The organism is Pseudomonas sp. TH31 (genome assembly GCF_016650815.1).
Lineage (GTDB): Bacteria > Pseudomonadota > Gammaproteobacteria > Pseudomonadales > Pseudomonadaceae > Aquipseudomonas.
Window position 1 is genome coordinate 1 of record NZ_JAEKEZ010000028.1, and the last position, 24,254, is coordinate 24,254.

Sequence of the window (24,254 nt, forward strand, 5' to 3'; positions counted from 1 at the left end):
ATGCTGTGCTCAATGGCGATGGCACCTGGAGTTTTGTCGATCAAACCAGCCACAGCGGCGACTGGGAGATTAAGACCCGGGTCGTGGATTTAGCAGGCAACAGTACGGAGCATTCGCAAGACATTACTCTGGATGCTGTGGCGCCTGATGCTCCTCAATCAGTGAGCCGCAGTGTCGATGAGGTGACTGTCGATCTCACCGACACCAACGCGAAAGCCGGAGACATGCTGTTTGTTACTGTGGGTGACCAGCAATTCAGCCGTGAACTTACACAGGGTGAGATTGAAAGCGGAACATTTCTGATCGATGTCCAGGGTTCGACGGGGGGCGTAGAGAGTTTTATTGTCGATGCCGCTGGAAATACATCGGATATACGGCTTGGCGCGCACACTGCCGTGGAAAGTTTTAACTTAGATCCTCTTTGGGAGATAAATGTAGGTGAAAGTTCTGAGTTTGACTTTTTCACGATGCGTCTTTTCAGCGACAACCCCTTAGATCGCACATACGCTACTCCGGGCGGCGACATGGTTCGGGTAGGGGCGACCACGAATGACACCTCTTTCTTAACTTTTGAGTTGGATAGAGCAGCATCCGAGGTTTCATTTACAGTAAGCGGTGTTAATAGCGCAAATAGTTTCGTTGAGTATAGGGACGACGGTGACAATTTAATTGCTCGTGTCCCGATCCCGGCGGGCACAGGGGCGCAAACAATACCCTTCACTCCTCCCTCCGGCGTATACATCTCAGAGGTTATATTTGAAATATTGGATGGGGCGGGGGTCGATATCGACGATTTTCAGTACGAAGTGCCAGACATCACTGTTCCTCATCCGGCCAACCAATCCATCGAAGATGCCATTCAGTATTTGGGCACCGACGAAAACAATATCTTCTCTGTTGATAACGTTGACCACTTGGACGGTACTGGGTCTGGTATTCATGCCGGCGCTGGTCGTGACACCCTGAAACTCGACGGTGAGAATCAGGTCCTGGACCTGACCGCGCTGGGTGACAAGCTCACTTCCATCGAAGTCATCGACCTCACCGGCTCCGGCAGCAACACCCTCAAGTTGTCCCTGGAAGATGTGCTTAACCATGGTGAAGCCGATCTGTTCCACATCAGCGGCAAGACCCAGATGACGATCAACGGCGATGGGGACGACGTAGTCGACCTGCAAGGCTTGATGGGGGCCGAGGATCCGGGTAGCTGGAGCGCTCAGGGCCAGATCAGTGTGGGGGGCAAGTTTTACGAGGTATACAGCCATTCTTCACTGGGTGCCGAGCTGCTGGTTGAGCAGGGGGTCACCGTCAACCTGGTGTAACCCGGGACCGCTATCCACTTCTCTTCATCTACTTTCTAAAACCCGGGCACCTGTTGGTGCTCGCGGTGGAGTTATGAGCATGTTCAAACGTACGACTTTGTTTCAAGCTGCGCTGCTGGGCCTCGCCCTGTGCAGCGTCCCCAAGGCATTGGCTGTTCAGGCCTTCGGCAACCAATACACGCCCGTCGCTCCGGTGTCTGCCGGGCAGGCGCAGGTGGTGTACTACCGTGCCGCGACGATGGGCGCGCAGAACGGTGCCGCCCATGTGTATGTCGACCGCGAATTCCACACCGGGCTGACGCCGGGTGGCTTTACGACGTTCTGCGTGGCTCCCGGCATGCATACCCTGGGGGCCTACCTCAACGATGCGCCGCACTACAACGGCAAAAACACCGACGTGTATTCAGCCAACCTCGAAGGCGGCAAGACCTATTTCCTGAAGGCCGGCGAAGGCGTCAGTAGTGCACCGCAGGCGATCAAGCGTGAAGACGCCGAGCGTGAAATGGTCGGCAGTCGTCAACAGATTCAGGCCTTGTCGCGGGCATCCGGTGTTCAGGCGTGTAATTACCAGGCCGCGCCGCCAGCGGCCGCACCGTTCAAGGACTATGCGCTGTCCGGTGATGTGCTGTTCAAATTTGGCAAGTCGGGCTACTCGGACATCTCGGTGCAAGGCCGTAAAGCCATCCGCGATCTGGTCAGTCAGCTCAAAACTGAACACACCGCACTGGAGCACGTTGAAGTGATTGGTCACACCGACCCGTTCGGTTCGGTGTCCAGCAACCAGGCCCTTGGCCTGAAGCGTGCGCAGACCGTTCGCCGTCTGTTGATCGACGGTGGCTTGCAGGCTTCGACTATCGAAGCTAGCAGTGCCGGCTCCAGTGAACCGGTGAGCGGGAGCTGTAGCGGCTCGCGTGCCGAGCAGATCGCCTGCTATGCCCAGGATCGGCGTGTGGTGGTACGCATCGACGTGCGTCGCTGATCACTGATATCGACCCACAGGAGCGGCGTAGTCCCTACGCCGCTCCTGTCATGAAGATACCGGTCATGGCAGTCGATCTGTTAATCGATAAGATACTGCAGTTGTGGGTAATCAGTCTTCTCGCACCCGTTGGTGAACAGGTTAAAGAGCGGAGACGTTAACATTTAACACTGACCTGAAATACGGTCATTTCCCCTCCGCGCCAAACGCTGTGACACTCTGCCAGGCCATGCTATGACGAACTCTCTACTGAAACCAAAAAAACGGGACCGTTCTTGCATAGTTATCAGTAGGATTAAGGTGCTTTTTGGGTGTCCTATAAATTAATGAGCAGCAATAATGAATTATTTGTCTTCTTCCGGCAGTTCGATGAGAGTATTAGTCGCCGATCATCAGTGTGAGCAGCGCATTGTTATTGAAAAATCGTTGGGTATCTTAAGGTACTTCAGGGTTTGTCCTGTTGCGTCTTTTCGTGAGCTCACGATGCTCACCCATTACAGTCCCAATCTATATGATCGCTTCGATCTATTAATTGTCAACGCTGACTTGATTTCGGCCGCCGGACTCAACGTCGTGGATTTTTGTGTGAACAATCCACGCTTGAGGCATGTACTTATCTATGGTTCGCGGTCAGGGGGCACCAAAACGTTATCTGATCAGCCGCAGCATCAGGTACGACGGATCGACACTATCAGCTACGAAGCACTGGTGGATTTTCTCTGGTTAATAGATAAAAGCTTCAGTGGTAACAATACAGATCCCACCTCCATTGATCTTGCGTGAAGCTTATTACGCGCTGATGAACTGTCCGACTAACGCCTTTCAGTGGGAGCAGCGGCCTGCGCGAAACTATTCAGTTTAAATAACAGGAATCAGGCAATGAACAATCGGATTGTTATTGTGGACGACCACCCAGCTGTTCGCATGGCCATCCAATTGCTGCTGGCGAGCGAAGGGTTTGACGTCGTTGCGGAAACGGGCGATGGCGCGGATGCACTCAAGCTGGTTGAGATGCTGGGTCCCTTGACAATGATTCTGGATATCGGAATTCCCACTGTCGATGGGCTAACGGTTATCAGTAAAGTCGTTGTACAACACCTGCCGGTGAAAATCGTTGTATTGACGGGGCTGTCGTCGAGCCATCTAGCTGAGCGTTGCCGGCAGATAGGTGCCCACGGGTTCGTCAGTAAACAAGAGCAGCTCTCTGAATTGGTGCGTGCCGTAAGGGCCGTTCGGGCCAACGAAGAATATTTTCCGTCTCTATCCTGTTTGCCGCGCCGTCGAGACGGCGCTACTCAGGAGAACGAGCTATTTGAGCGTTTGTCACTCCGTGAATTCAGGGTCATGCAACAACTGGTACAAGGCATGAACAATAAAGAAATTGCGGGCTGCATGTTGTTGAGCAGCAAGACCATCAGTACCTACAAAAGACGCCTCTTGCTTAAGCTCAATGTCAGTTCCTTGGTGGAATTGTATACATTGGCGAAACGTAATGGTCTAGCTTGACCTGAGCGTCTGGTGAATTAAAGATTCTTCAGGTGAACTTGCAATTTAAAGAGTTCAGTGTCGGTGCGAATCCCCAGTTTTCTAAAAGCCGCTTGTTTCTGCCCGCTGATTGTTTTGCGGCTACGAGAGAACTTGATAGCTACTTGGGAAACAGACAAGCCTTCCAGGCAACAGCGCAATACCTCTCGCTCCTTGGGCGACAGTTCAGGGTTATCAACCAGGGCCTGATCCGCATCAAAGATGTCATTGTTCTCTGTCGATTGTGGTACCGGTAGCTTTTCCAACTCCGCCACCATGGCCGGTGCCAAGTAAATACGGTCTAGAGCCGCCATCCGAACGGCCCTCAAAAGTTCGTCGGTTTCCTGTGATTTGCCCACAAAACCATTTGCACCTGCTCGAATGCACATATTGACCGTCGCGGGCCTTTCCGCCGACGAGAAAATTACAATGCGCAAATCTGGATGCTGGGTACGGATTGACTGGATCAGGCGCAGGCCATCAATCTCACCGTCGGCCAATTGGTAATCGAGTATCAGCAAGTCCGTCGAATGGGTGCGTAATCCCTCGATCAGATCGCGGCTAGTGGTATAGACACCCGTTACTTTGAAGTCTGTTTCCAGCGACAGGCGAATTTTCAACGCGTCACGAATCAATGCGTGATCATCCAGTAGGACAATTCGCAACGGTGATATCACGGACCATCTCATGGTCGAGCTCCTGTTTGCAATTGGATAGGAAAGATCTTACATCGTTCGGAAAGCAATCAGCGCCACATTATCCCAACTCGGCTCCCAAAGAAATCACCTGTCCCCGGTGCTTTACCTATACCCACTCTCTTCATTTTGCCTATTTCTCACGGATCAAGTTGTGGCCGGGTTTGAGACAAGTCTCGTTCTCGCGTGGCAGCACGCTCGTCAGAATTAACCGCATGACTTTAAGGCGACCATGATCCGAGTGCCAACGGCAGAGTAGGAAAACTCTACTTCTGACGAGCACTGATTTCAGGGGGAATTACCGATTTGAATCAGCGCCAACAATATGGAGCGCATATTAACACCGCTCATGAGAAATGAAAAAAACTAGGAATACCCGATATTAGCCTTCATGCATGGATAAAAAATAATCCGAATCATGAAGTTGGGATACATGGCAAAAAGATCGCCTTAAAAGATATGGCCAGGCTTGGGGCCGCTCCAGATACTGCGATCAAATATAAAGTAACGATAGAAGATGGGTTGTGACGCACTCCCATTCAAAAAATCGTTGAATCGAGGCCCTCGCTTGCTTGCTGGGACAATCCAGAGGCTAAGAATATTGCAATACGAGTGATGTTGGTGAGGCCGCGCCAACTCAAAAGTCATCGGATTCGAGTGACGAAGCTTTTGAGTGAGCGAGATCAGATCCGATCTCGCTCAGACATATAGCAGTTTCGATATTCACAATAGGAGGCGCTCTCTTGAGTCAAAGTCTGCGCGCGCGTCGTTTGAATTCAACACGCACACATGCTTTTACCTCCTAGGCGAGATCAGCAAATAACGCGATGAGGTGCGACAATTATCACGACTGGCTAAACATCTTGGGTGTGGCACCGTTACGGGATTTGTTTCGTTCATAGTGCTCGCCACGAAGTGCCCTAGTCTCCGTAGGCACACATATTCCAAGCCTCGCTTGTGCCCTATCTACGCTTAGCACGGTGATCGTGATGTTTTCATCAATGCGTAGTTGTTCATTCGTGAAACGGCTGATTATCAGCATAGTCCATTTCCTTGGAGTGTAGCAGTCCATATTTATTTACCGGGCTGATCAGGACCTTGGTCCTTTCATCACTCAATCCGAGTTGTATTAATTGATATTATAATATTTTTCGTTCGTGGCCCCTGATTGAAGAGTTTGTTTCTAATTTAGTTAGATAGCTATCAGCAGTGCATTGACCTCGATGAGAGCGGATTTTGTCCTGGTTGGGAGAGTGACTGGAGTCTCGAATCGTTAATTCGCAACAGACCTCCTGACGTCATTATCTCCGAAGACATAAGCGCCAAGGTTACGCAGGGAATTATTAGTATTTTTGACTAAAAAATATGTAGGTTTTTTGTAAGCGCTCCATAAGTCTATGGTCAGCGTGTGTATGATTTTTCATCGCCGAGCAGTCTCATGAACTGGAACATATGAACGTCCACCCATGGATACATGGCGTCCAGGAGGACCTTCCCACTGGTGAGACACATTTGCTTTGCTCAACTGCAGTTCTGCGTTCACACCTTCGCTTATCAAATTATCGAAGTCTCATTCAAAATAATTTGTAATCGCCAGCTAGGTTCTGTACGAAAAGTAATGTCGCAAACACCGTATGGCACAAGCCAGTGAGACCATCGCCGCATAACTTTTCGCGAGCTTGTCGAAGCGCGTAACGATGCGGCGGTTCTCTTTCAGCCAGCCGAACATGCGCTCGATGATGTTGCGCTGCCGATACTTTTGGCGATCAAACAGTCTAGGCAAGCCCGGCTTGGGTTTGGGCTTCATCGTGCGCCGGGCATTACCGGCTGCATCCGATAGCGGTCGCAGTAGCGGCGCAAAGCTTCGGCGTCATAGCCCTTGTCGGCCAGCAACCATCGACAGCGTTTGCGGGGGCGACCGCGCAAACTTGGGATGTAAGCCTTTTCCAGCAGCGGTTGCGCATAGGCGATGTCGCTGGCTTGCCCACCTGACAGTAGAAAGTTCAGCGGTACGCCATTGGCATCGCACAGCATGTGAATTTTCGTCGTCAGGCCGCCCCGGCTACGTCCGAGCGCATGGTCTTGCGGTTCTTCAGGCCCCCTTTTTTCCCAGCACCAGAAGAGGCTCGGGTTGCGCGTACCGCTGTGGAGTCAATCATCCAGGTCACCAGATCGATTAACCCTTGCTCGTTCAACCTGATGTGAAGCCGCTTGAGCATCTGGTTGAACGTCCCGCGATTGCGCCAGTCACGAAAGCGTTGATAGACCGTTGACCACGGGCCGAAGCGCTCCGGCATGTCGCGCCACGCAGCGCCCGAGCAGAGCACCCAGAGCACGCCGTTAAGCATCAGACGATCATCTGTTCGTGGGCGCCCGCTACGGCGAGGCTCAGTGAAGATATCCGCAACCAAATCCCAGGCTGCGTCAGGGAGTTCGTACCGTTTAGCAATCGTGGGCTCCTGCCTTTGATGGACGCGGACTCTACTGAATCCCGACGCTTGCAGGGCTCCAATACGTTTCGGCTGATTTCGTACAGAGCCTAGTAGGTAGCGGGAGCCAACAGAATTTTGAAAACACGTACTACAAGGGCTTCCCTGCCCTGCTGTAGTGGTGGCCTGTCCCATCTTCCAGCCCTCGGCTCTGTCGCCAGAGGTGCTCCCAGCCCCGCAGCGAAATGTATTGCAACAGATCGGTGCTCACCGGTTTCCTGCTTCAGACTTTATAGTCTGAATATAATAAAAGTACTGGTTGTAGTCTACCAATCAAAAGGAAGTCATGTTGTCATGTCGTATTATTTTAGTACTCACCATACTTGTTTCCACTCGAACTTTGGCTCTCGACTTTCGCTCCAGTCCGGCTATCGATGAGGTATTCAGTAAAGCCAAAGTAAGCGGTACGTTCGTTCTTTACGATGTCAGTAAGCAGCAGTTAATTGGCCATGATCAAAAGCGCGCAGAGGAGCGCTTTATTCCTGCATCGACCTTCAAAATACCCAATAGCCTCATCGGTTTATATACTGGGGCAGTCAGTAGTGTCGATGAAGTGCTTTATCGTCATGACGGCAACCCAAAAATGTTGAAATCTTGGGAGCATGACATGGGGTTGCGGGAAGCGATGAAGACTTCCAATGTTAATGCTTTTCAAGTACTCGCACGTCGCATAGGCTTAAAGCCAATGCAAGACAATATCAGTATACTAAATTTTGGTGGCGGTGATATTGGTAAGTCAGTGGATACATTTTGGCTTGACGGCTCACTGAAAATCAGTGCTATTGAGCAAACGGCATTTCTTGCGCACTTGGCGCAAGGGCAGCTACCCTACCCTGCAAGCATACAAGCTGACGTGCGTGAAATCATTAAACTAGAAGAAGGTAATGATTGGGCGCTCTATGGTAAGACTGGGTGGGCCAGTAAAGATCAACCTGGTATCGGCTGGCTTGTGGGCTGGGTTGAACAAAGTGGAAAAATATATAGTTTCGCGTTGAATATCGATATCCCTCAAGATACTACGCCACCTGTTTTGCCTACCGCTTTATCAAAACGGATGGAAGTTACTAAGGACAGTCTGCGGGCATTAGGCTTGCTGCACACGAGCAAGCAAGAAATTAAGCGTGTTCAAGTGCCTAACTCTGATGTTCCAGTTTCGCAGGCAGTGGTTGTACCACCGAATGCCAGTACTATTTATCTGAGCGGTATGTTGCCAGGGGTGAGTAATAAAGATGCCCCAAAACACTCATTAGAGGCGTTCGGCGATACTGAGACTCAAACAGTCTCAGTACTTCGTCGCATCGAAGCCGCTCTATCTAGGCAAGACCTAGCAATGGGGGACATTGTTCAACTAAAAGTGTTCTTGGTAGGGGATCCTCGCAAAAGCGGCAGCTTGGATTTCACCGGTTTCCAGGCTGGTTATAGCAAGTTTTTCTCGACCAACGAGCAACCTAATAAACCAGTACGATCGGTCCTCCAAATTGCTGGCCTTGCCCTGCCTGGTGCCTTGGTAGAAATTGAGGCAACAGCAGCAAAAGTGAGGTGACCCCCCAGGGGGATACGCATGAAATCCCCCCCCTCGTTGACTCTACCTAATTCCGTGTGGTTCAAAGAGTCTCTTGTGAATTTGAGACTGGTATGTGTGCGGAGAAACTGCTGGAGCATTTTTCGGGCATGGAAAGTCCACGCTGCGCTGGTAAGGTAGAGCACCGACTGCTGGACATCCTTGGCATTGCGGTCTGCGCAACGATCGCCGAAGCTGAGAGCTGGGAGGACATGGCGCTCTATGGGCGCAGTAAGCAGGTTTGGCCTATTACCTAACTACAGCGACGCACAATGATGCGCGAGTTCACGCGCAATAAATGCCCCTTTTCAAACCACATTAACTGAGACGCTAGCCACATTATGTGATTCCCAGCTGTTGGCGCTGATTGAAAACTGACCCAACAAGTATGTCGGTACTGGCGCCAAGCCCTCAGGCGCCGCAGCCAGCGCAATTGACCGCAATGGTCGCGTTTTGGACACCTCACAAACATCTGTATCCAAAATTCCAGAAATGCACATTCGTATCCCGAGGATCGTTTCGCGTCACGTACCCAAGGCAGGAGCCGTATGCGGTAATTCCGCACGTACGGATCTGGGCGGGGTGGCAGGTAACTGCCATCCCTACCGCGACCGGGGTAACGTCACTGTCGCCCCACGTACATTATCGAATTTTTCAGCAAAACTTCACCGGCTTTATGAACAAGCCCGCCGACTGAGCGCTCCGGAACAGCAACGGCGGATGGAGAAGTACATAACGCGATGGATGAGTTGATTAAAAGGGGGCGATGTCAATACGCGGCCCCACCCCACCGCACAGCGTGTATCCCACCCTGGGCTGGCGTTGTCCCTCCGCGTTAAATAACAATCCCACAGTCGAGCAGGATTGCCGGCGTAAGGGTTAAGCCCGGGAGAAAGGCTGCAAAAAATTCAACACCGGCGCTGTCGAAAGCCCGGTAGTGCTGAAATCATAGACCGCGGCCACCGCCAACTGGCGGAGTAGTGGTGGTAGCAAACACCCACCGGGATCGTTGGCGGCCGCATACTGCGCGGGAGCAACAACGAGGAATGCGCATATCGCAAAGGCGCGCAAAGAAATCCGGGTACAAACGAAACCAACTCGAGTCATCATAACTATACCTCACATCAGGATGGATGATGCCGAGGCGCGTCCTCAACCTCGATGCGGCCGTGGCGTCGAACCTCTCGTATCACGATAGACCACAGGACCGCCGGAGGGGATATCCAACCCGGAAAATATTTAGGATGCATCAAAATTTCTCAATAACGGCATGATAACCGTGTTTTAGGAGTCGAAAAGCACTGTTTTTATAATTCCTGGCGCTCCTGCTTGCTCTCTGTTCGACTCCCAAAGGCCTATTGCTGCATCACTATGATTGAATGAGTTTAGATGACCCCGGCAACGGGTGAAGGCTCTTTCTGTGCCCCCACGAAACCATCCTGGCACCAATACCCTTGCTGGCCCCAGGCTGCTATTGTCATTGTCATTGTCATTGTCATTGTCATTGTACATTGGCCATTGCGCTGATTTTTCTATCAACCCCCCGGTTCGAGAGCGAGGTTTGTGTGACGCGAGGCAGTTTGCTTCATCAACGTCTCTGGCGTTACGCCATAGTTTTCGTGTTAGTGGGGGCGGTACTAGTGGTCTCCCGTATGCGCACTGAACGGGCTGCCATGCCTCGCCCCTGACCGCCACCGTCAGCCGTCAGACGCTGGAAGAAACCGTGTTGGCCTCCGGTATCCTGCAGCCCGTGCGCAAAGTCGACGTCGGCTCACAGGCTTCCGGTCAGTTAAAGAGCTTGTTGGTTCATCCCGGAGATTTTGTTAACAAAGGCCAGCTGTTGGGCGAAATAGACCCGGCACTGTCGGTAAATGCGCTGCAGGATGCGCAGGTGGCGTTAAATAGCCTGCTGGCACAAAAAATGGCCAATGACGCGCAGGTGAATCAGTCTCGTCTGGCCCTGCAGCGGCAGCGGGAGATGTTTGCGCAACAGGCCGCCGCCCGCCAGGATGTGGAGTCCGCTGAGGTCGCGATGCAGGTTCAGCTGGCACAGCTGGCCTCGATGAAAGCGCAAATCCATCAACAGAAAATTCGTGTCGATACCGCCAAAACCAATTTGGGCTACACGCGCATCCTAGCCCCGGTCAGCGGCACGGTGGTGTCGGTGACTACCCAGGAAGGGCAGACCGTGGTGGCCTCTTATCAGGTCCCGGTAATTTTACAAATTGCCGACCTCAGCACCATGACGGTACGCGCACAAATTCCGGAGGCGGATATTGCGCGGCTGCGCATTGGCATGCAGGTGTGCTTCACCACTCTGGGGATAGCCAGCCAGCCGCATTGCAGCACGCTTAACGTCCTAGAGCCGGCACCGGAAAAAATCAACAATGCCCAGTTCTTTAATGCTCTGTTCAACGTCGCCAATACGGACGGGGCCCTGCGCCCGGACATGACCGCCCAGGTCACGGTAGTGCTGAAGCGGGCTGAAAATGTTCTGGCCATTCCGGTCACCGCGTTGGGTACGGCTCTGCCGGATCACCGTTATCAGGTTCAGGTGTTGACTCCCGAGGGGCAGTCGACCACACGCACGGTGCTGACCGGGCTGGATAACACGCTACTGGTAGAAGTCAAAGAGGGGCTGCAACTGGGAGACACGGTCGTTCTGGCCAGTGAAGATACCGCGCAGGCGGCGCCATGAACTCAGTGCCTGCGTCGGCGACAGGCGGCTTTCCGCTCTTGTCCCTGTCCGGTGTCAGTCGGCATTTTCAGGTGGACCAGGCAACCGTCACGGTACTCGATAACATCACGCTGGCGATTGACGCCGGTGAAATGGTGGCGATTATGGGGCCCTCTGGGTCTGGGAAATCCACCCTGATGAATATTCTCGGGTGCCTGGATACGCCAACCCACGGGCACTACCGGGTGGAGGGGCAGGATGTGCAACAACTGGACAACGATGCCCGGGCGCAATTACGGCGTGAACGCTTTGGTTTTATTTTTCAGCGTTATCACCTGATACCGTCATTGTCAGTTTTGGATAACGTGGAAATCCCTGCACGCTATGCCCAGCACACCCGCGCTTTTCGTGAGGATAACGCGCTGCGATTACTCGCCCGTCTGGGGCTGGCTGACTTTGCCCGGCGTGACGTCACCCGCCTGTCTGGCGGTCAGCAACAGCGGGTCAGCATTGCCCGGGCGCTGATGAATGGCGGTGAAATTATCCTGGCGGACGAACCGACCGGGGCGCTGGACAGTCAGCATGGGCGTGAAGTGATGCACCTGCTGCAGGCCTTGCATCGTCAGGGGCACACGGTGATTATCATCACGCATGACCCCCAGATTGCCCAGTATGCCCGACGTATCATTCAGTTGTCCGATGGCAAAATCCTCTCCGACCAGCCCAACCCGGCCCCCGGGGAGCAGGCCAACCTCATCCTTGTGCCACCCGAGACGTTTGCCATCAACACACCGCCTTCAGCCCGGCGGTCATGGCGGGCGCGATGGGACGGGGCAACGGATGTCCTGCACAGTGCCTTTGGCACGCTGCGCGCCCACCGCCTGCGATCCAGCCTGACGCTGTTGGGTATCGTTATCGGGATTATCTCGGTGGTGTCACTGAATGCCGCCGGGGAAGGGGCCAGAAAATACGTACTCAATACGCTGTCAACGCTGGGGGAAACGTGATCACCCTCTATCCCGGAAAGGGTTCGGCGATGACAATGCCTCCGGTGTTCGCTCTCTACGCGTCCGAGACCTAGAGGCGTTGGCCGAACAGCCCTGGGTGAGCGCCGCCACCCCCACGGTCAGCAGTACTCTGCGCATTCGCTGGCAACGGGCGGACACCGATGCCACTGTCAAGGGCGTCAGCGCCGGTTTTCTGAAAGTGAACACCCTGACACTGCACGCGGGGCGCGGGCTGTTGCCACGGGATATTCAGCAGCAGTCATCGGTGGTGGTGATTGATGAAAACCTGCGTAAGAAGCTGTTCCCTGCGACGGTCGACCCGCTGGGGCAAGTGATCCTGGTGGGGCCCCTGCCGTGTAGAGTCGTCGGTGTTGCCCGCAGTCTGTCGGCCTATGGCGGCAACACCCTTACCCTGTGGATGCCCTGGAGTACCGCGAACAGCCGCCTGCTGGGACAGGACTGGTTCAACAGCATTGCCGTCTCGCTGGATGACAACGTCTCGACCCCTGCCGCGAAAAAGATCCTCCAGTCATTACTGACGCGTCGGCATGGACGGCAGGACTTTTTTATCCAGGACAGCGCCGATTTTGTTAACACCATTGAAAAAACCAGCATGGCCTTGACGCTGTTTTTATCGTTGGTTGCGCTGATTTCCTTACTGGTTGGCGGTATTGGGGTAATGAACATCATGCTGGTCTCTGTCACTGAACGGACGCGTGAAACGGGGATCCGCATGGCGGTGGGGGCCCGCCAGCGCGATATTCAGCGCCAATTCCTGACCGAAGCGGTCTTGTTGTGCCTGGTAGGTGCCGTCGTGGGGGTACTGCTCTCGCTGAGTTTGGGGATGCTGCTTTCCTTGTTCATCCCGCACTGGCAGATGGTGTTTTCACCGCAGGCGATATTGATGGCCGTGGCCAGTGCGGTGGTCGTGGGGGTGCTGTCAGGCTGGCTTCCCGCGCGACAGGCCGCCCGACTTGACCCCGCGGAGGCACTGACACGCGAATGATCAAGAGAACGGGTTGCCGACGGCTTTTGGGGGTGCCCTGCTAATGCTATTGAGCGGATGCGGCCTATTACGCGGTTCACCGCCTGCGCCTGCGGTGATGCCCGCCCACTGGCTCACCAACGTGCCGGAGCCTAGCCCCAGTAGGGCGGAGGATTTCTGGTCCTCACTAGGAGACCCAGGATTGCAGACGGCGCAGGCCATCGCACGGCGGCAGAATAATGACCTCAGGTTGAGCGAGCTGCAACTCAAGTTGTCCCGGCTTCAGGCGTCGCTGACGGATCTGTCCCTCTGGCCTGGCGTCTCGCTGGGCGCCAGTGCCGGCGTCTCACGCCCTTTAGCTTCTGTTGGTGATTTCCCACTGACAACCAGTCGTTCTGCAGGGGTTGGTGCGTCACTTAGCTATCCGCTCGATATCTGGGGCGCGCAGCAGGCAGCGCGGCAGGCGGCGCAAAACGATGCGCAGGCCAGCGAAGTTGACTGGCAGACAGTCCGTCTGACGCTCAACGCCGCTGTGGCCGAGACCCGCTGGCAATCGGGCTATCTGAACCGCACGGTAGCCAATGCCAGGCTGGATCTGGAAACGGCGCAGGAAACCTTGCGACTGGCACAGGTGCGCTGGCAGATTGGCGCATCCGCCTGGAGCGACGTGGTATTTGCCCAACAGGCGCTGGAGGGGCAGCAAAGTGCCTTGTCACAGGACCTGCAACAGCGTGATGCCGCCCGGACAGCGTTTGCCGTGCTGATGGGGGACATGCCGGAAACACCGCCTCCGGAGCTCCAAGATTTGCCCGACACGCCGCTGCCCGTGCCGGATGTCGGTTTGCCAGCCAGCCTGCTTGCCCGGCGTCCTGACGTGCGCGCGGCTGAGCTGAGGGTGCGCAGCAGCCTTGCCAACGCCGATGCCACGCGGCTGAATTTTTACCCGTCGTTAGCGCTGACAGCAAACTACGGCACCTCCAGCCCCACACTGACTAATTATCTGAGCAATCCGGTCGGCTCGCTGGCCGCAGCGTTGACACTGCCGTTTGTGCAGTTCAATACCGCCCGCCTAACCAACGCACAAGGGCAGGTTGCAGTGGATATTGCCAGCGTCAGCTTCAGAAAAACCCTGTATACGGCCCTGCAGCAGGTGGAAGATGCGCTATCTGCCTGTCAGCGGCTTAACGAACAGGCGACATCCCTGCGTAAGGGTCTGGTTCTGTCGCGTGAAGCGGAACGCCTGTCGCAGGTGCGCTGGCAGCAGGGGGCCAGTGATATCCAGTCCTGGCTGGACGCACAGCGCGCCCGACGGCAGGCGGAGCTTAGCTTGCTGCAAAATACACTTTTACGCAGAAATAACGCGGTCGATCTGTATACGGCGCTGGGCGGTGATTATCATCAGGTTGGCGCACTACCATAAATGAAGCCCGTGGTGCTCCAATATGGGGGGCTTGGGCAATAAAAAAGGTTCTTCACGGATTACCGGGAAAGAACAAAAAAAACCTAGCACGTCGGCAGCCATCGAGCTTTTTGAACGGGCGTCGGTTCAAGTCCTCCAGCAAGACGGCGATGGCCTGATTAAGCGCATGCAGGCTGAAAAACTGCTGATGCCGCAACCGCGCCATGATCCAGCGCTCGACCACCTGCACCGCCACCTCCGCTTTGGCTTTGTCCTGCGGCTTGCGCGGGCGCGCCGGGAGCATGATGGTGCCGTAGTGCTGGGCGCATTCCAGTGCTGCGCGATTCAGGCCCGGCTCATAGCGGTCAGGCCGGGAAATCAAGGCGCGCGGGTTATCCGGCACAATCATTTCAGGGACGCCACCGAAGTAACAGAGAGCCTGGCTCAACGCCGTCAGCCAGTCCACTTGGGTCTCGCCCGGCGTGGCGCACGCGTAGGTGTAGTTCGAGGCACCGAAGGCCGCCACAAAAATGTGCACCTGGCTGATCTCACCCGTGGCGGCGTCGATCACCGTCAGCGTCGGCCCAGCGTAGTCGATGAACAGCTTCTCGTCGGCGCGGTGCTGCAGGACCTGCCTGGAACTGCTGCGCGAGAGTGTGCAGGAAGCTGGCATATCGGTGTTTGTGGTGGATAACTATTCGAACGATGCAAGCAGCGAATACCTGCGCACGCTGGACTGGATCTACCTGATCGAGCGTAAAAGCACCACTCCTGAAGCGGGGAGTGTTGCTCACGGAAAAGCTCTGGATCTGGCCCTGGAGCAGGTTGAAACCGAGTACCTGTTTTTGTTGCACACCGATACGTTCATTTACGACCCGGCAGTGTTCAGCCTGATGCTCAGCCAGTGCATAAGCCCGCAAGAAGTCGCGGCTGTCGGCTGCCTGGAGCAGCTGAATCGAGGCATGGCCCGATCGGCCTGGCGCCTGACATCACGGTTTTTCAAGCACTACACCCGGCGTAGTCTGTTGGCCTTGGGGTTGAATGCAAAGACGCCGAAGCCATTCAAGGAAGTTCACTTGAAGAGCTTTTGCACCCTGTGGAATGCTCGACTGATCAAACAGCACGGCCTGCACTTTCAAATGGATGGGCGCAATCCCGGTTACGAACTGCAAGATCGAATGGCGGCGTTGAACTACAAGATCGGCTTTATTTCGCCACGCAAGATATTCCGTTATCTGGACCATATTCAAAGCGGGACGGTTTCAGCGATGGGCGGTTATGCGCATAACCATCGCAGGGTCAAGATGTACAACCATATGAAGGGTAGGTTCTGTATGAAATCCCTTGAAATGTCGGGTCGTGTAAAGTCGCCGCCATAAAAGGCAGGACCCCTGATGGTAAAGTGTAGTGGTCTAATGAATCTGGACACCGACTTCGGCGAGAATGTTTTCCAGATCGAGGTGCTGGTCGTCCGTCGACGACGCGAGCGTATCCAATCAACATACGAATTCCCGTTTGTCCGTAGACAATCAGTTACAGTCGGACATTGAAAAATGGAAGCTGATAATGGATGCATTTTGCAGAGTGTCCGACGTAGTTGCGCATTTGGGTAATTGGCATCCGTCAAACCTTCGTTTAATGAACAAACTTCATGTAGCAATGATCGTAGCAATCAAATAGTGATTCCGGGAGGAACCGATCGAATGAACTCCATACGTCACCTTTGCCAGGGCGGAACCGCTGCTGAGCGGGTAAGAACGGTATTAGGCGAAAGTGTGCTCGAGATCCGGGACGATTACGCGATTGGTCCTCTGGTTGACGTTGATTCGTCTTCGCCTGACGCACGAATTGCTTTCTGGGCCGAGCTTTTCGCTTGGGACGAGGAAATACTGTCGGAAATGCGTACCGAATTTCGCGACGTCAACGAGGTGCTGGCGAATCTAGGGCGAGAAGCGACTGAGGTCGTTATCTGGGCTGGCTCGAATCCAATCGAGCAGGCGATGCGTCGCCGTATGCATTGGTGGCTGCAAGATGCACCGGTGTTGATAACGGAAGTACTTGTTGACACTCCGGTAGCAGTCGTTTCCATCGAGCACCTGCACTCACGCTTCGAGCGACGAACGCCATCGACGATTGAAGATCGCAGGCGACTGGCTGCTGATTGGGCAGCGTTGCGGGAGAAGGGGCACGGCGTCAGAATATGGGAAGCCGATTGTCTGTCCGAGCGCCCGATTGACCACTATGATACTCACCTGCTGTCTCTTGTTGGAACCGAGCCTGCGAAATTTCTAAAGGTGCTCGGCCAGGCAATGGCCGCCACAGGGCGAACTGACTCGTTTTGCGAATGGCGCTTTGCAGCGCTCATCCAGACAGGCCAAATGTCACTGACACACGCCGACATGCAGGACTGGCGTTCGGCAACCCGCCCTCGGGTATCCATTAGCATTCGGCATCGCGACTCAATGGTGCGCAGTCTATCCACTTAGAGGACTGTGCGCAGATTTGCGGAGACACCTCTCACAAAAAGCAAAAATGTGCTGTGGCCGCACACCGGCTGAGACATTTGAGGGTGGAAAGAAAATCTGGCAGGCCAAAATGATTAATTGAATTTGACCTGACAGTCACTACCGGAAACCCGGTTACTGTCAGATCAAGTCGGAACGGCTGTCTCAAGGACCAAGTGCAACACCTGATGTAAGGTGTCGCCATGCCAACGAAGTACACACATCTCAGCACTGAGTAGCGCGTCGCCATCATGGTGATGCAGCTTCAACAACTCACTCTGCGAGCTATCGCCGTTTTGCTAAGGCGTCATCCCAGTACCATTAGCCGTGAGATCAGGCGTCACAGCCAACTGGGGCGATACGATTCAGCTCACGCCGCAAGCAGGGCACGAGTGCTACGTCACACTCCGCGCCGTCAGTCTCGCTTGTGCTCTAGCTCTGAGCTGTTCCAAGTGATCATAGAAATGTTGCGCATTGGCTGCTCACCCCAGCAAATCGCCAGCAGACTACGCTGTATCTGGCCCGATCACCCCGAGCGACATGTGAGTCACGAAACCCTCTACCTGGCAATTTATGCCTATCCGCGAGGGGAGCTGAAACGCCAGCTCATCAGCTACTTGCGCCAAGGCAAGGGCAAGCGTCGCCCGCGGACCCAGAGCGCCATACGTCGAGAGCGCTATCCTGCGGAGCTCAGCATTCACTTGCGCCCACCGGAAGTCGCAGACCGCCTTGTCCCCGGCCACTGGGAAAACGACCTGGTCATCGGGGCCAACAATCGCTCCGCTGTCGCCACGATGGTTAAGCGCACCAGCCGTTTCGTGATCCTGGCAAAACTCGACGCACCGACCGCCGATGCAGCCGCTCAAGCCATTACCCGAGAAATGTCGCGGATGGTGCCATCATTGCTGAAAACCATGACACACGACCAAGGCAGTGAAATGGCCCGTCACGCCGAAATCACGGCCCACACCGGCATGAAGATTTACTTTGCAGATCCGCACAGCCCATGGCAGCACGCCAGCACGGCAGCAATGAAAACACCAATGGCTTACTGCGCCAGTATTTGCCAAAAGGCACGGATCTCTCCTTGGTCACCCAGGAGCGACTGGACGAAATTGCCGACATGCTGAACACTCGACCACGCCAGACGCGGAGCTGGAAATTTCCGGTCGAAGTACTGGTTGATTACCTTCAGCTATTAGCGAGCAACAAGCTCGAAACCATCAACTGACTGTTGCACTTGGTCCTTGAGACCGCCCACCCTAGGCTCTGTACGAAATCCGCCGAAACTCATTTGACTCCCACAAACGTCAGGAATCAGTAGAGTCCGCGTCCATCAAAGGCAGGAGCCCACGATGGCCAAACGGTACGAACTTCCCGACGTAGCCTGGGATCTGGTTGCAGACATCTTCAGTGAAGCCCGCCGAAACGGACGCCCACGGGCAGATGATCGGCTGATGCTCAACGGCGTGCTGTGGGTGCTCTGTTCAGGCGCCGCCCTGACGTGACATGCCCGAGCGCTTCGGCCCGTGGTCAACGGTGTATCAACGCTTTCGCGACTGGCCTAATCGCGGGGCTTTCGAGCAGATGCTCAAGCGACTTCACATCCGGTTGAGCGAGCAAGGCTTGATCGATTTGGAAACCTAGATGATTGACGTCTACTGACGTTCGTGCAACCCGAGCCACATCAGGCGCTGGGAAAAAAGGGGGCCTGAAGAACCACAAGACCATGCACTCGGGCGCAGTCGGGGCGGCCTGACGACCAAGATTCACATGTTGTGCGATGCCAATGGCGTGCCGCTGCGCTTTCTATTATCAGTCGGGCAAGCAAGTGATATCGCTTATGCCCAACCGTTGCTGGATGAGGCTTACATTCCAGGCCTGTGCGGTCGTCCCCGCAATCGCTGCCGCTGGTTGCTGGCCGACAAGGGCTATGACGCCGAAGCCCTGCGCCGCTACTGTGATCGTTACCGGATGCCGCCGATAATCCCGCTGCGCAGCATGAAGCCCAAGCCGAGGCCGGGCTCGCCAAGACTGTTTGATCGCCCCAAGTACCGGCAGCGCAACATCATTGAGCGCATGTTCGGGTGGCTGAAGGAAAACCGCCGCATCGTTACGCGCTTCGACAAACTCGCGAAAAGTTATGCAGCGATGGTCTCACTGGCTTGTGCCATGCGGTGTTTGCGACATTACTTTTTGTACAGAGCCTAGAACCTCATCACATCTGACCTGCAAGAGGAGTTCAGTATGTAAATAAGGTGTTTAAATCATAGAGGTTATTAACTTTTTTGTGGATTGGCTTGGAGTTTGTTTAATTTAATCAAATAGTTGGGTTGGGTATTTACATTTTTAGTCGGCAGAATGGCAGAACCCGGCCGGGTAGTCGTAGTGGGCGTGGTGCGTGCCGCCGGCCAGGTGGCAGGCCAGTCCATGTTCCAGTGCTTGTTCGGCCGCCAGCAATGAACCGCCGACCGCCCGCACCGTCCTGCGGGCCAGGGCTTCGTTCCAGGGCAGGCCGAGGCGCCGCTGGTCTTCGCGGGACAACCCGCCGCTCATGTAGCGTTCGATATACGCAGGGTCATGAGCGAGGGCGATAATCTCGGCAGGGCAGAGTTCCGGGCGCAGCAGGTCGGCGTCCCGGGTCAGACCGCTGTCCACCAGGTGATCGCGCAGCAGGCGAAACTTGTCCATGGGGAAGCGATGGCCCGCCGGGAACTCGGGACTGTAGTCTTCGTGGTAGATCAACGGCAGGGGCATGTCGGATTTATCTGGGAAGGCCTGTAGGAATCAGTGAAGGATCCTACCAGCGATGTAGACTCGGAGCATGGAATTGGAGGAGCACGATGGAGCCGATACTGGAACTCGAAAGCGCACGACTGCTGCTGAGGCAATGGCGCGATGAGGATTTGCCGGAGTTTGCGGCGATGTGTGCCGATCCACAGGTGATGCGTTATTTTCCGGCGCCGTTGAGTCGACTGGAAAGCGCTTCGCTGATCGGGCGGATTCGCGGGCATTTTGCCGAGCACGGTTTCGGTCTCTGGGCGCTGGAGCGCAAGGATACCGGCCAGTTCATCGGGTTTACCGGGCTGGCGGAAGTTAACTTCGATGCAGCGTTTGTGCCGGCCATCGAGATCGGCTGGCGCCTGGCCCGCGAGCATTGGGGGCTGGGTTACGCCAGTGAGGCCGCGTGGACCGCTCTGCGCTGTGGCTTTGATCGGTTGGCGCTGAAGGACGTCGTGGCCTTCACCACGCAAACCAATTTGCCGTCGGAGAAAGTCATGCAGGCCATCGGCATGCACCATGATTCAGCCAATGACTTTGAGCATCCGAGGCTCGCGGTCGATCATCCGCTGCGTCACCATGTGTTGTACCGCATCACCCGTGAGCAATGGCTGCAAACCTTGCATGGATAAGCAGGCACGGACGTTTACAATGGCCGCCATTGGCGTGAGCCATTCACTGAGTCGACCGCCGCAGCCAAGACTGCGCGGCATTGCGTTGTGTGAGGAGAGCCTGAATGAGCCAAGTGTTGGAAGATCTGGTAGACCTGCTGACCCTGGAACCGATTGAAGAAAACCTGTTCCGTGGTCGCAGCCAGGATTTGGGTTTCCGTCAGTTGTTCGGCGGCCAGGTGCTCGGCCAGTCCCTGTCGGCGGCCAGTCAGACCGTTGAAGAAACGCGGCATGTGCACTCGATGCACGGTTATTTCCTGCGCCCGGGTGATGCCAAGTTACCGGTGGTGTATCAGGTTGATCGGGTTCGCGATGGCGGCAGTTTCAGCACTCGTCGGGTGACGGCGATCCAGAAGGGCAATCCGATTTTCACTTGCAGTGCTTCCTTCCAGTACGACGAAGAAGGCTTCCAGCATCAGACTGAAATGCCACAAGTGGTCGGCCCGGAAAACCTGCCGTCGGAGCTGGAACTCACCCAGCAGCGCGCGCACTTGATCCCCGAGCACATGCGCGAAAAACTGCTGTGCCCGAAACCGATCGAAGTCCGCCCGGTGACCGAGAAAGATCCCTACAACCCGCAAGCGGCTGACCCGATCAAGTACGTGTGGTTTCGTGCTGACGGTGCCCTGGCCGACTCGCCGGCGCTGCACAAATACCTGCTGGCCTACGCCTCGGACTTCGGGCTGCTGACCACCTCGCTGCTGCCCCACGGCAAATCGGTCTGGCAGAAAGACATGCAGGTCGCCAGCCTCGACCACGCACTGTGGTTCCATTCGGACTTGCGCGCCGATGACTGGTTGCTCTATGCCATGGACAGCCCGTGGGCCGGCAATTCCCGCGGGTTCTCCCGTGGCAGCGTGTTCAATCGCGCCGGGCAACTGGTGGCGTCGGTCACTCAGGAAGGTCTGATTCGCCATCGCAAGGATTGGGCATGAGCCTGGCCGAGGTGCGGCACTGGGTGTTCGACATGGACGGCACCCTGACGGTGGCCGTGCATGACTTCGCGGCAATTCGCGTGGCGCTGGCGATCCCGCCTGAAGACGACATCCTGACCCACCTCGGCGCACTGCCTGCCGAAGAAGCCGCTGCCAAACATGCATGGTTGCTGGCGCATGAACGGGACTTGGCGTTGGGTTCCAAGCCGGCGCCGGGTGCCGTGGAATTGGTGCGTGAACTGGCCGGGCGCGGGTATCGCCTCGGCATCCTCACGCGCAATGCTCGCGAACTGGCTCACGTGACACTGGAAGCAATCGGCCTGGCCGACTGCTTCGCGGTCGAGGACGTGCTGGGCCGTGACGAAGCGCCGCCAAAACCGCATCCCGGTGGTTTGCTGAAGTTGGCCGAGGCCTGGAGGGTGCCGGCGCGCGAGATGGTGATGGTCGGGGATTACCGCTTCGACCTGGATTGCGGTCGAGCGGCGGGCACGCGGACGGTGCTGGTGAATTTGCCGGAAAACCCGTGGCCGGAGTTGGCGGATTGGCATGCGGCTGATTGTGTGGCGTTGCGGCAGATGTTGTTGGTTTGATTTTTAAGATCAAAAGATCGCAGCCTTCGGCAGCTCCTACAGGGGGCGCGATTCCAATGTAGGAGCTGCCGAAGGCTGCGATCTTTTTGCTGTTATTGAAACAACACCTTCTGCCCCTCGGGCGACGTAAACATCCCATCCCCGTCATGCCCAACCCCGGGCACTTCGACCAGGCGCTGATTCACCCCTTGTGGATTGCGCCGCAGCAAATAGTCGAAAAAGTTGTGTCCGCGAATCAGCCGATAAGCCCCTTGAGCCTCAGCTTCGCAGCCTTTGTCGAGCGCCGGATGCTGCGGGTCAGTGTCCTGCTGGCCGAGCAGATAAATCACGTCACGCTTGATGTAATTGCCTTCAATCTGCGAAGCCGTTTGCCCACCGGCATAGATCGGCATGTCCGTCAGACCATACTTCCAGCGATTGAAACCGGGGCACTGTGCATGAATGAACGCCACCGGTCGCTGCTCATTGAAGTAGGCGTAGGACGACGGGTTGGCCACCACGTAGCGAATCTTTACGCCGGCGGCAGTCAGCGCCGGTTGATCGTGCGCCAGCAGCGCATAACGCTGAACAACCTGGCCGCCGCCGGAGTGACCGGCGACGACGATTTGCTTCACGTCCGGAAATTGTCGGCGATCGCTGATCCGCTCGATGATTTGGTCGAGTGCCGCGTAGGCACTCACCGGAAACGGGCCTGTGGATAACCCTCCGGCCATCCAGTCATTGCCATGCCAGCGCAATACGCTGTCCGGCAGCGGGTGACGAACGATGTCGGTTTCATTGAGAAACTGCGGGGCGATCACCAGCGTCGTCGCGCTTTGCCCAGCGGCTTCAGCCGCTTTCTCGCCGCTGCGGCGGTAGGTTTCAGCGTTGCGCAATCGACCATGGATGATGATCAGCACCCGTTCGATTTTCGCCGGCGCCGGGCCGAGGCCCACCGCCATCTCACCTTCTTTCAAGAGTAGGCGCCCGGGGCTGATCTCTTTGACCCCGTGCTCGTCAGCCTGGGCAGTTGCGCAGGCGATCAACAGAACCAGCAGCCATCTATGCATTTACAGGTTTTTCGCCGCAAAGGTATCGCACTGGCCAACCTGGCCCTGGGCGAAACCGGTTTTGAACCAGCGCACCCTTTGCGCTGACGTGCCATGGGTAAACGAGTCGGGGACCACGCGGCCCTGACTTTGCTGCTGCAAGCGGTCGTCGCCAATGGCATTGGCGGCGTTCAAGGCTTCCTCGATGTCACCGGGTTCCAGCCAGTTCAGACGTTTCTGAGCATTGTTGGCCCAGACCCCGGCCAGGCAATCGGCCTGAAGCTCCTGGCGCACCAGTAAACCACCGTCGCCTTCCATCTGCCGACCTTGTTGGCGAGCAGCCTGAATTTTCGCGGAAACGCCGAGCAACGTCTGAACATGGTGTCCGACTTCATGAGCGATCACGTAGGCCTGAGCGAAGTCGCCCGCCGCGGAAAAGCGTTGCGACATTTCCTGGAAGAACGCCATGTCCAGATAAACCTTCTGGTCGGCCGGGCAGTAGAACGGGCCGGTCGCCGAAGTGGCCAGGCCGCACGCTGAGTTCACGCGGTTGCTGAACAGAACCAGGGTCGGGTTCTTATATTGTTTGCCGGCCTGCTGGAAAATCTGGCCCCAGGTGTCCTCGGTATCACCGAGGATCGAGCGCACGAACTCGGCCTGTTCGTCATTGGCCGGTGGCGCCTTGCGAGTCTGTGTCGTGGCCGGCGCCGATTGCTCGGTCATTTGCCCGGTCAGTTGTCCGAGGATCTGCAACGGATCCTGGCCGGTCATCCAGCCGATCCCGACGATCAACAGGATCGCCGTCAGGCTCAAGCCCTTGCCGCCGCCAAAGCGCATCCCGCCGCCACCACCACCACCGCCGCCGACATCACCACCACGGGCATCGACCACGTTGTCGCTGCGTCGGCCTTTTTCCATAGCATGTGAGAATCCTCATGTTGTTCGTGGTGATGAGTGTTGCTGGTGGGTAGGCGTGGCGCCAGTCCGGTCGTCCATCTTTTGCCGTGTACGCTAGCATTACGGCGACGTATTCGACGTTACGGGGAAAACTGCAGCGTTGTATTGAGCGTGAATACCCCGGCGAATTCCGTCAGCCGCCGGGTATTT

General features: G+C 55.8%; 16 protein-coding genes and 8 pseudogenes. 17 read left to right on the top strand and 7 right to left on the bottom strand.

The features are described 5' to 3' along the window. From JFV26_RS18375 to JFV26_RS18390, 4 genes are all read left to right on the top strand, one after another. The coding region (locus JFV26_RS18375) for a hypothetical protein (RefSeq protein WP_201194488.1) at positions 1 to 1,322 on the top strand (1,322 nt) is incomplete at its 5' end. A gap of 79 nt (positions 1,323 to 1,401) precedes the next feature. Continuing rightward, a complete protein-coding gene (locus JFV26_RS18380; RefSeq protein ID WP_201194491.1) occupies positions 1,402 to 2,301 on the top strand; it encodes an OmpA family protein in 900 nt (299 codons plus the stop codon). Positions 2,302 to 2,640: 339 nt separating this feature from the next. After that, positions 2,641 to 3,084 (top strand): hypothetical protein, encoded by a 444-nt coding sequence (locus JFV26_RS18385; protein WP_201194493.1) that lies wholly within the window; start codon positions 2,641 to 2,643, stop codon positions 3,082 to 3,084. 96 nt (positions 3,085 to 3,180) lie between these two features. Continuing rightward, positions 3,181 to 3,807, top strand: coding sequence for a response regulator transcription factor (locus JFV26_RS18390; protein ID WP_201194495.1), 627 nt, complete (start codon positions 3,181 to 3,183; stop codon positions 3,805 to 3,807). 17 nt (positions 3,808 to 3,824) lie between these two features. Here JFV26_RS18390 and JFV26_RS18395 read toward each other — a convergent pair whose 3' ends face one another. The 3 genes and pseudogenes from JFV26_RS18395 to JFV26_RS18405 form a co-directional block, all read right to left on the bottom strand. Further along, complete coding sequence (locus JFV26_RS18395) at positions 3,825 to 4,514, bottom strand: response regulator transcription factor (RefSeq protein ID WP_201194497.1); 690 nt, start codon at positions 4,512 to 4,514, stop codon at positions 3,825 to 3,827. An 850-nt stretch (positions 4,515 to 5,364) separates the two neighbouring features. Continuing rightward, on the bottom strand, positions 5,365 to 5,592 hold the full coding sequence (locus tag JFV26_RS34965) for a carbon storage regulator (RefSeq protein WP_446739939.1): 228 nt from the start codon (positions 5,590 to 5,592) through the stop codon (positions 5,365 to 5,367). A gap of 525 nt (positions 5,593 to 6,117) precedes the next feature. Continuing rightward, positions 6,118 to 6,970 (bottom strand): annotated as a pseudogene (locus tag JFV26_RS18405) (IS5 family transposase). 325 nt (positions 6,971 to 7,295) lie between these two features. Here JFV26_RS18405 and blaOXA point away from each other — a divergent pair. The 6 genes and pseudogenes from blaOXA to JFV26_RS18430 all read left to right on the top strand — a co-directional run. Next, a pseudogene (gene blaOXA / locus JFV26_RS33685) lies at positions 7,296 to 8,105 on the top strand (class D beta-lactamase); the annotation flags it as partial. Between the two features lie 33 nt (positions 8,106 to 8,138). Further along, entirely contained in the window at positions 8,139 to 8,552 is a 414-nt protein-coding gene (locus JFV26_RS33690; protein ID WP_342215467.1) for a RidA family protein, read from the top strand. A gap of 92 nt (positions 8,553 to 8,644) precedes the next feature. Continuing rightward, positions 8,645 to 8,827, top strand: coding sequence for a transposase family protein (locus JFV26_RS34970; protein WP_207203984.1), 183 nt, complete (start codon positions 8,645 to 8,647; stop codon positions 8,825 to 8,827). A gap of 1,427 nt (positions 8,828 to 10,254) precedes the next feature. After that, the gene (locus JFV26_RS18420) at positions 10,255 to 11,268 is read left to right on the top strand and encodes an efflux RND transporter periplasmic adaptor subunit (RefSeq protein WP_274610367.1); all 1,014 of its coding nucleotides are present in this window, start codon (positions 10,255 to 10,257) and stop codon (positions 11,266 to 11,268) included. Continuing rightward, a pseudogene (locus JFV26_RS34975) lies at positions 11,265 to 13,260 on the top strand (MacB family efflux pump subunit). The gene JFV26_RS18420 and the pseudogene JFV26_RS34975 overlap by 4 nt, the downstream one beginning before the upstream one ends. A 43-nt stretch (positions 13,261 to 13,303) precedes the next feature. Continuing rightward, positions 13,304 to 14,659, top strand: a complete 1,356-nt coding sequence (locus JFV26_RS18430; RefSeq protein ID WP_201194506.1) for an efflux transporter outer membrane subunit — start codon at positions 13,304 to 13,306, stop codon at positions 14,657 to 14,659. Between the two features lie 79 nt (positions 14,660 to 14,738). Here JFV26_RS18430 and istA read toward each other — a convergent pair. Beyond that, a pseudogene (istA, locus tag JFV26_RS18435) lies at positions 14,739 to 15,287 on the bottom strand (IS21 family transposase); the annotation flags it as partial. Between istA and JFV26_RS18440 the strand changes: the two are divergent. The 4 genes and pseudogenes from JFV26_RS18440 (at position 15,235) to JFV26_RS18455 (ending at position 19,353) form a co-directional block, all read left to right on the top strand. Continuing rightward, on the top strand, positions 15,235 to 16,017 hold the full coding sequence (locus JFV26_RS18440; RefSeq protein ID WP_446739940.1) for a glycosyltransferase: 783 nt from the start codon (positions 15,235 to 15,237) through the stop codon (positions 16,015 to 16,017). The pseudogene istA and the gene JFV26_RS18440 overlap by 53 nt on opposite strands. A 324-nt stretch (positions 16,018 to 16,341) precedes the next feature. Next, complete coding sequence (locus JFV26_RS18445; protein WP_201194507.1) at positions 16,342 to 17,124, top strand: DUF1835 domain-containing protein; 783 nt, start codon at positions 16,342 to 16,344, stop codon at positions 17,122 to 17,124. Between the two features lie 269 nt (positions 17,125 to 17,393). Beyond that, positions 17,394 to 18,373 (top strand): annotated as a pseudogene (locus JFV26_RS18450) (IS30 family transposase). A 124-nt stretch (positions 18,374 to 18,497) separates the two neighbouring features. After that, a pseudogene (locus JFV26_RS18455) lies at positions 18,498 to 19,353 on the top strand (IS5 family transposase). A 153-nt stretch (positions 19,354 to 19,506) separates the two neighbouring features. Here JFV26_RS18455 and JFV26_RS18460 read toward each other — a convergent pair. After that, a pseudogene (locus JFV26_RS18460) lies at positions 19,507 to 19,899 on the bottom strand (histone deacetylase); the annotation flags it as partial. 86 nt (positions 19,900 to 19,985) lie between these two features. Here JFV26_RS18460 and JFV26_RS18465 point away from each other — a divergent pair. From JFV26_RS18465 to JFV26_RS18475, 3 genes are all read left to right on the top strand, one after another. Further along, positions 19,986 to 20,555 (top strand): GNAT family N-acetyltransferase, encoded by a 570-nt coding sequence (locus JFV26_RS18465; RefSeq protein WP_201194508.1) that lies wholly within the window; start codon positions 19,986 to 19,988, stop codon positions 20,553 to 20,555. A gap of 104 nt (positions 20,556 to 20,659) precedes the next feature. After that, on the top strand, positions 20,660 to 21,529 hold the full coding sequence (tesB, locus tag JFV26_RS18470) for an acyl-CoA thioesterase II (protein ID WP_201194509.1): 870 nt from the start codon (positions 20,660 to 20,662) through the stop codon (positions 21,527 to 21,529). After that, the gene (locus JFV26_RS18475; RefSeq protein WP_201194511.1) at positions 21,526 to 22,119 is read left to right on the top strand and encodes an HAD family hydrolase; all 594 of its coding nucleotides are present in this window, start codon (positions 21,526 to 21,528) and stop codon (positions 22,117 to 22,119) included. Before tesB ends, JFV26_RS18475 begins: the two co-directional genes overlap by 4 nt. 92 nt (positions 22,120 to 22,211) lie before the next feature. Here JFV26_RS18475 and JFV26_RS18480 read toward each other — a convergent pair whose 3' ends face one another. Then, a complete protein-coding gene (locus JFV26_RS18480; protein WP_201194513.1) occupies positions 22,212 to 23,168 on the bottom strand; it encodes an alpha/beta hydrolase in 957 nt (318 codons plus the stop codon). Then, a pseudogene (gene ypfJ, locus JFV26_RS18485) lies at positions 23,169 to 24,070 on the bottom strand (KPN_02809 family neutral zinc metallopeptidase). Between the last annotated feature and the right edge of the window lie 184 nt (positions 24,071 to 24,254).

Bases quoted from the DNA above. Each gene is read 5' to 3' on its own strand.
- JFV26_RS18380 (WP_201194491.1), top strand. From the start codon at position 1,402: ATGTTCAAACGTACGACTTTGTTTCAAGCTGCGCTGCTGGGCCTCGCC.
- JFV26_RS18385 (WP_201194493.1), top strand. From the start codon at position 2,641: ATGAATTATTTGTCTTCTTCCGGCAGTTCGATGAGAGTATTAGTCGCC.
- JFV26_RS18390 (WP_201194495.1), top strand. From the start codon at position 3,181: ATGAACAATCGGATTGTTATTGTGGACGACCACCCAGCTGTTCGCATG.
- JFV26_RS18395 (WP_201194497.1), bottom strand. From the start codon at position 4,514: ATGAGATGGTCCGTGATATCACCGTTGCGAATTGTCCTACTGGATGAT.
- JFV26_RS34965 (WP_446739939.1), bottom strand. From the start codon at position 5,592: ATGGACTGCTACACTCCAAGGAAATGGACTATGCTGATAATCAGCCGT.
- JFV26_RS34970 (WP_207203984.1), top strand. From the start codon at position 8,645: ATGTGTGCGGAGAAACTGCTGGAGCATTTTTCGGGCATGGAAAGTCCA.
- JFV26_RS18430 (WP_201194506.1), top strand. From the start codon at position 13,304: ATGCTATTGAGCGGATGCGGCCTATTACGCGGTTCACCGCCTGCGCCT.
- JFV26_RS18440 (WP_446739940.1), top strand. From the start codon at position 15,235: ATGAACAGCTTCTCGTCGGCGCGGTGCTGCAGGACCTGCCTGGAACTG.
- JFV26_RS18445 (WP_201194507.1), top strand. From the start codon at position 16,342: ATGAACTCCATACGTCACCTTTGCCAGGGCGGAACCGCTGCTGAGCGG.
- JFV26_RS18465 (WP_201194508.1), top strand. From the start codon at position 19,986: ATGGAGCCGATACTGGAACTCGAAAGCGCACGACTGCTGCTGAGGCAA.
- tesB (WP_201194509.1), top strand. From the start codon at position 20,660: ATGAGCCAAGTGTTGGAAGATCTGGTAGACCTGCTGACCCTGGAACCG.
- JFV26_RS18475 (WP_201194511.1), top strand. From the start codon at position 21,526: ATGAGCCTGGCCGAGGTGCGGCACTGGGTGTTCGACATGGACGGCACC.
- JFV26_RS18480 (WP_201194513.1), bottom strand. From the start codon at position 23,168: ATGCATAGATGGCTGCTGGTTCTGTTGATCGCCTGCGCAACTGCCCAG.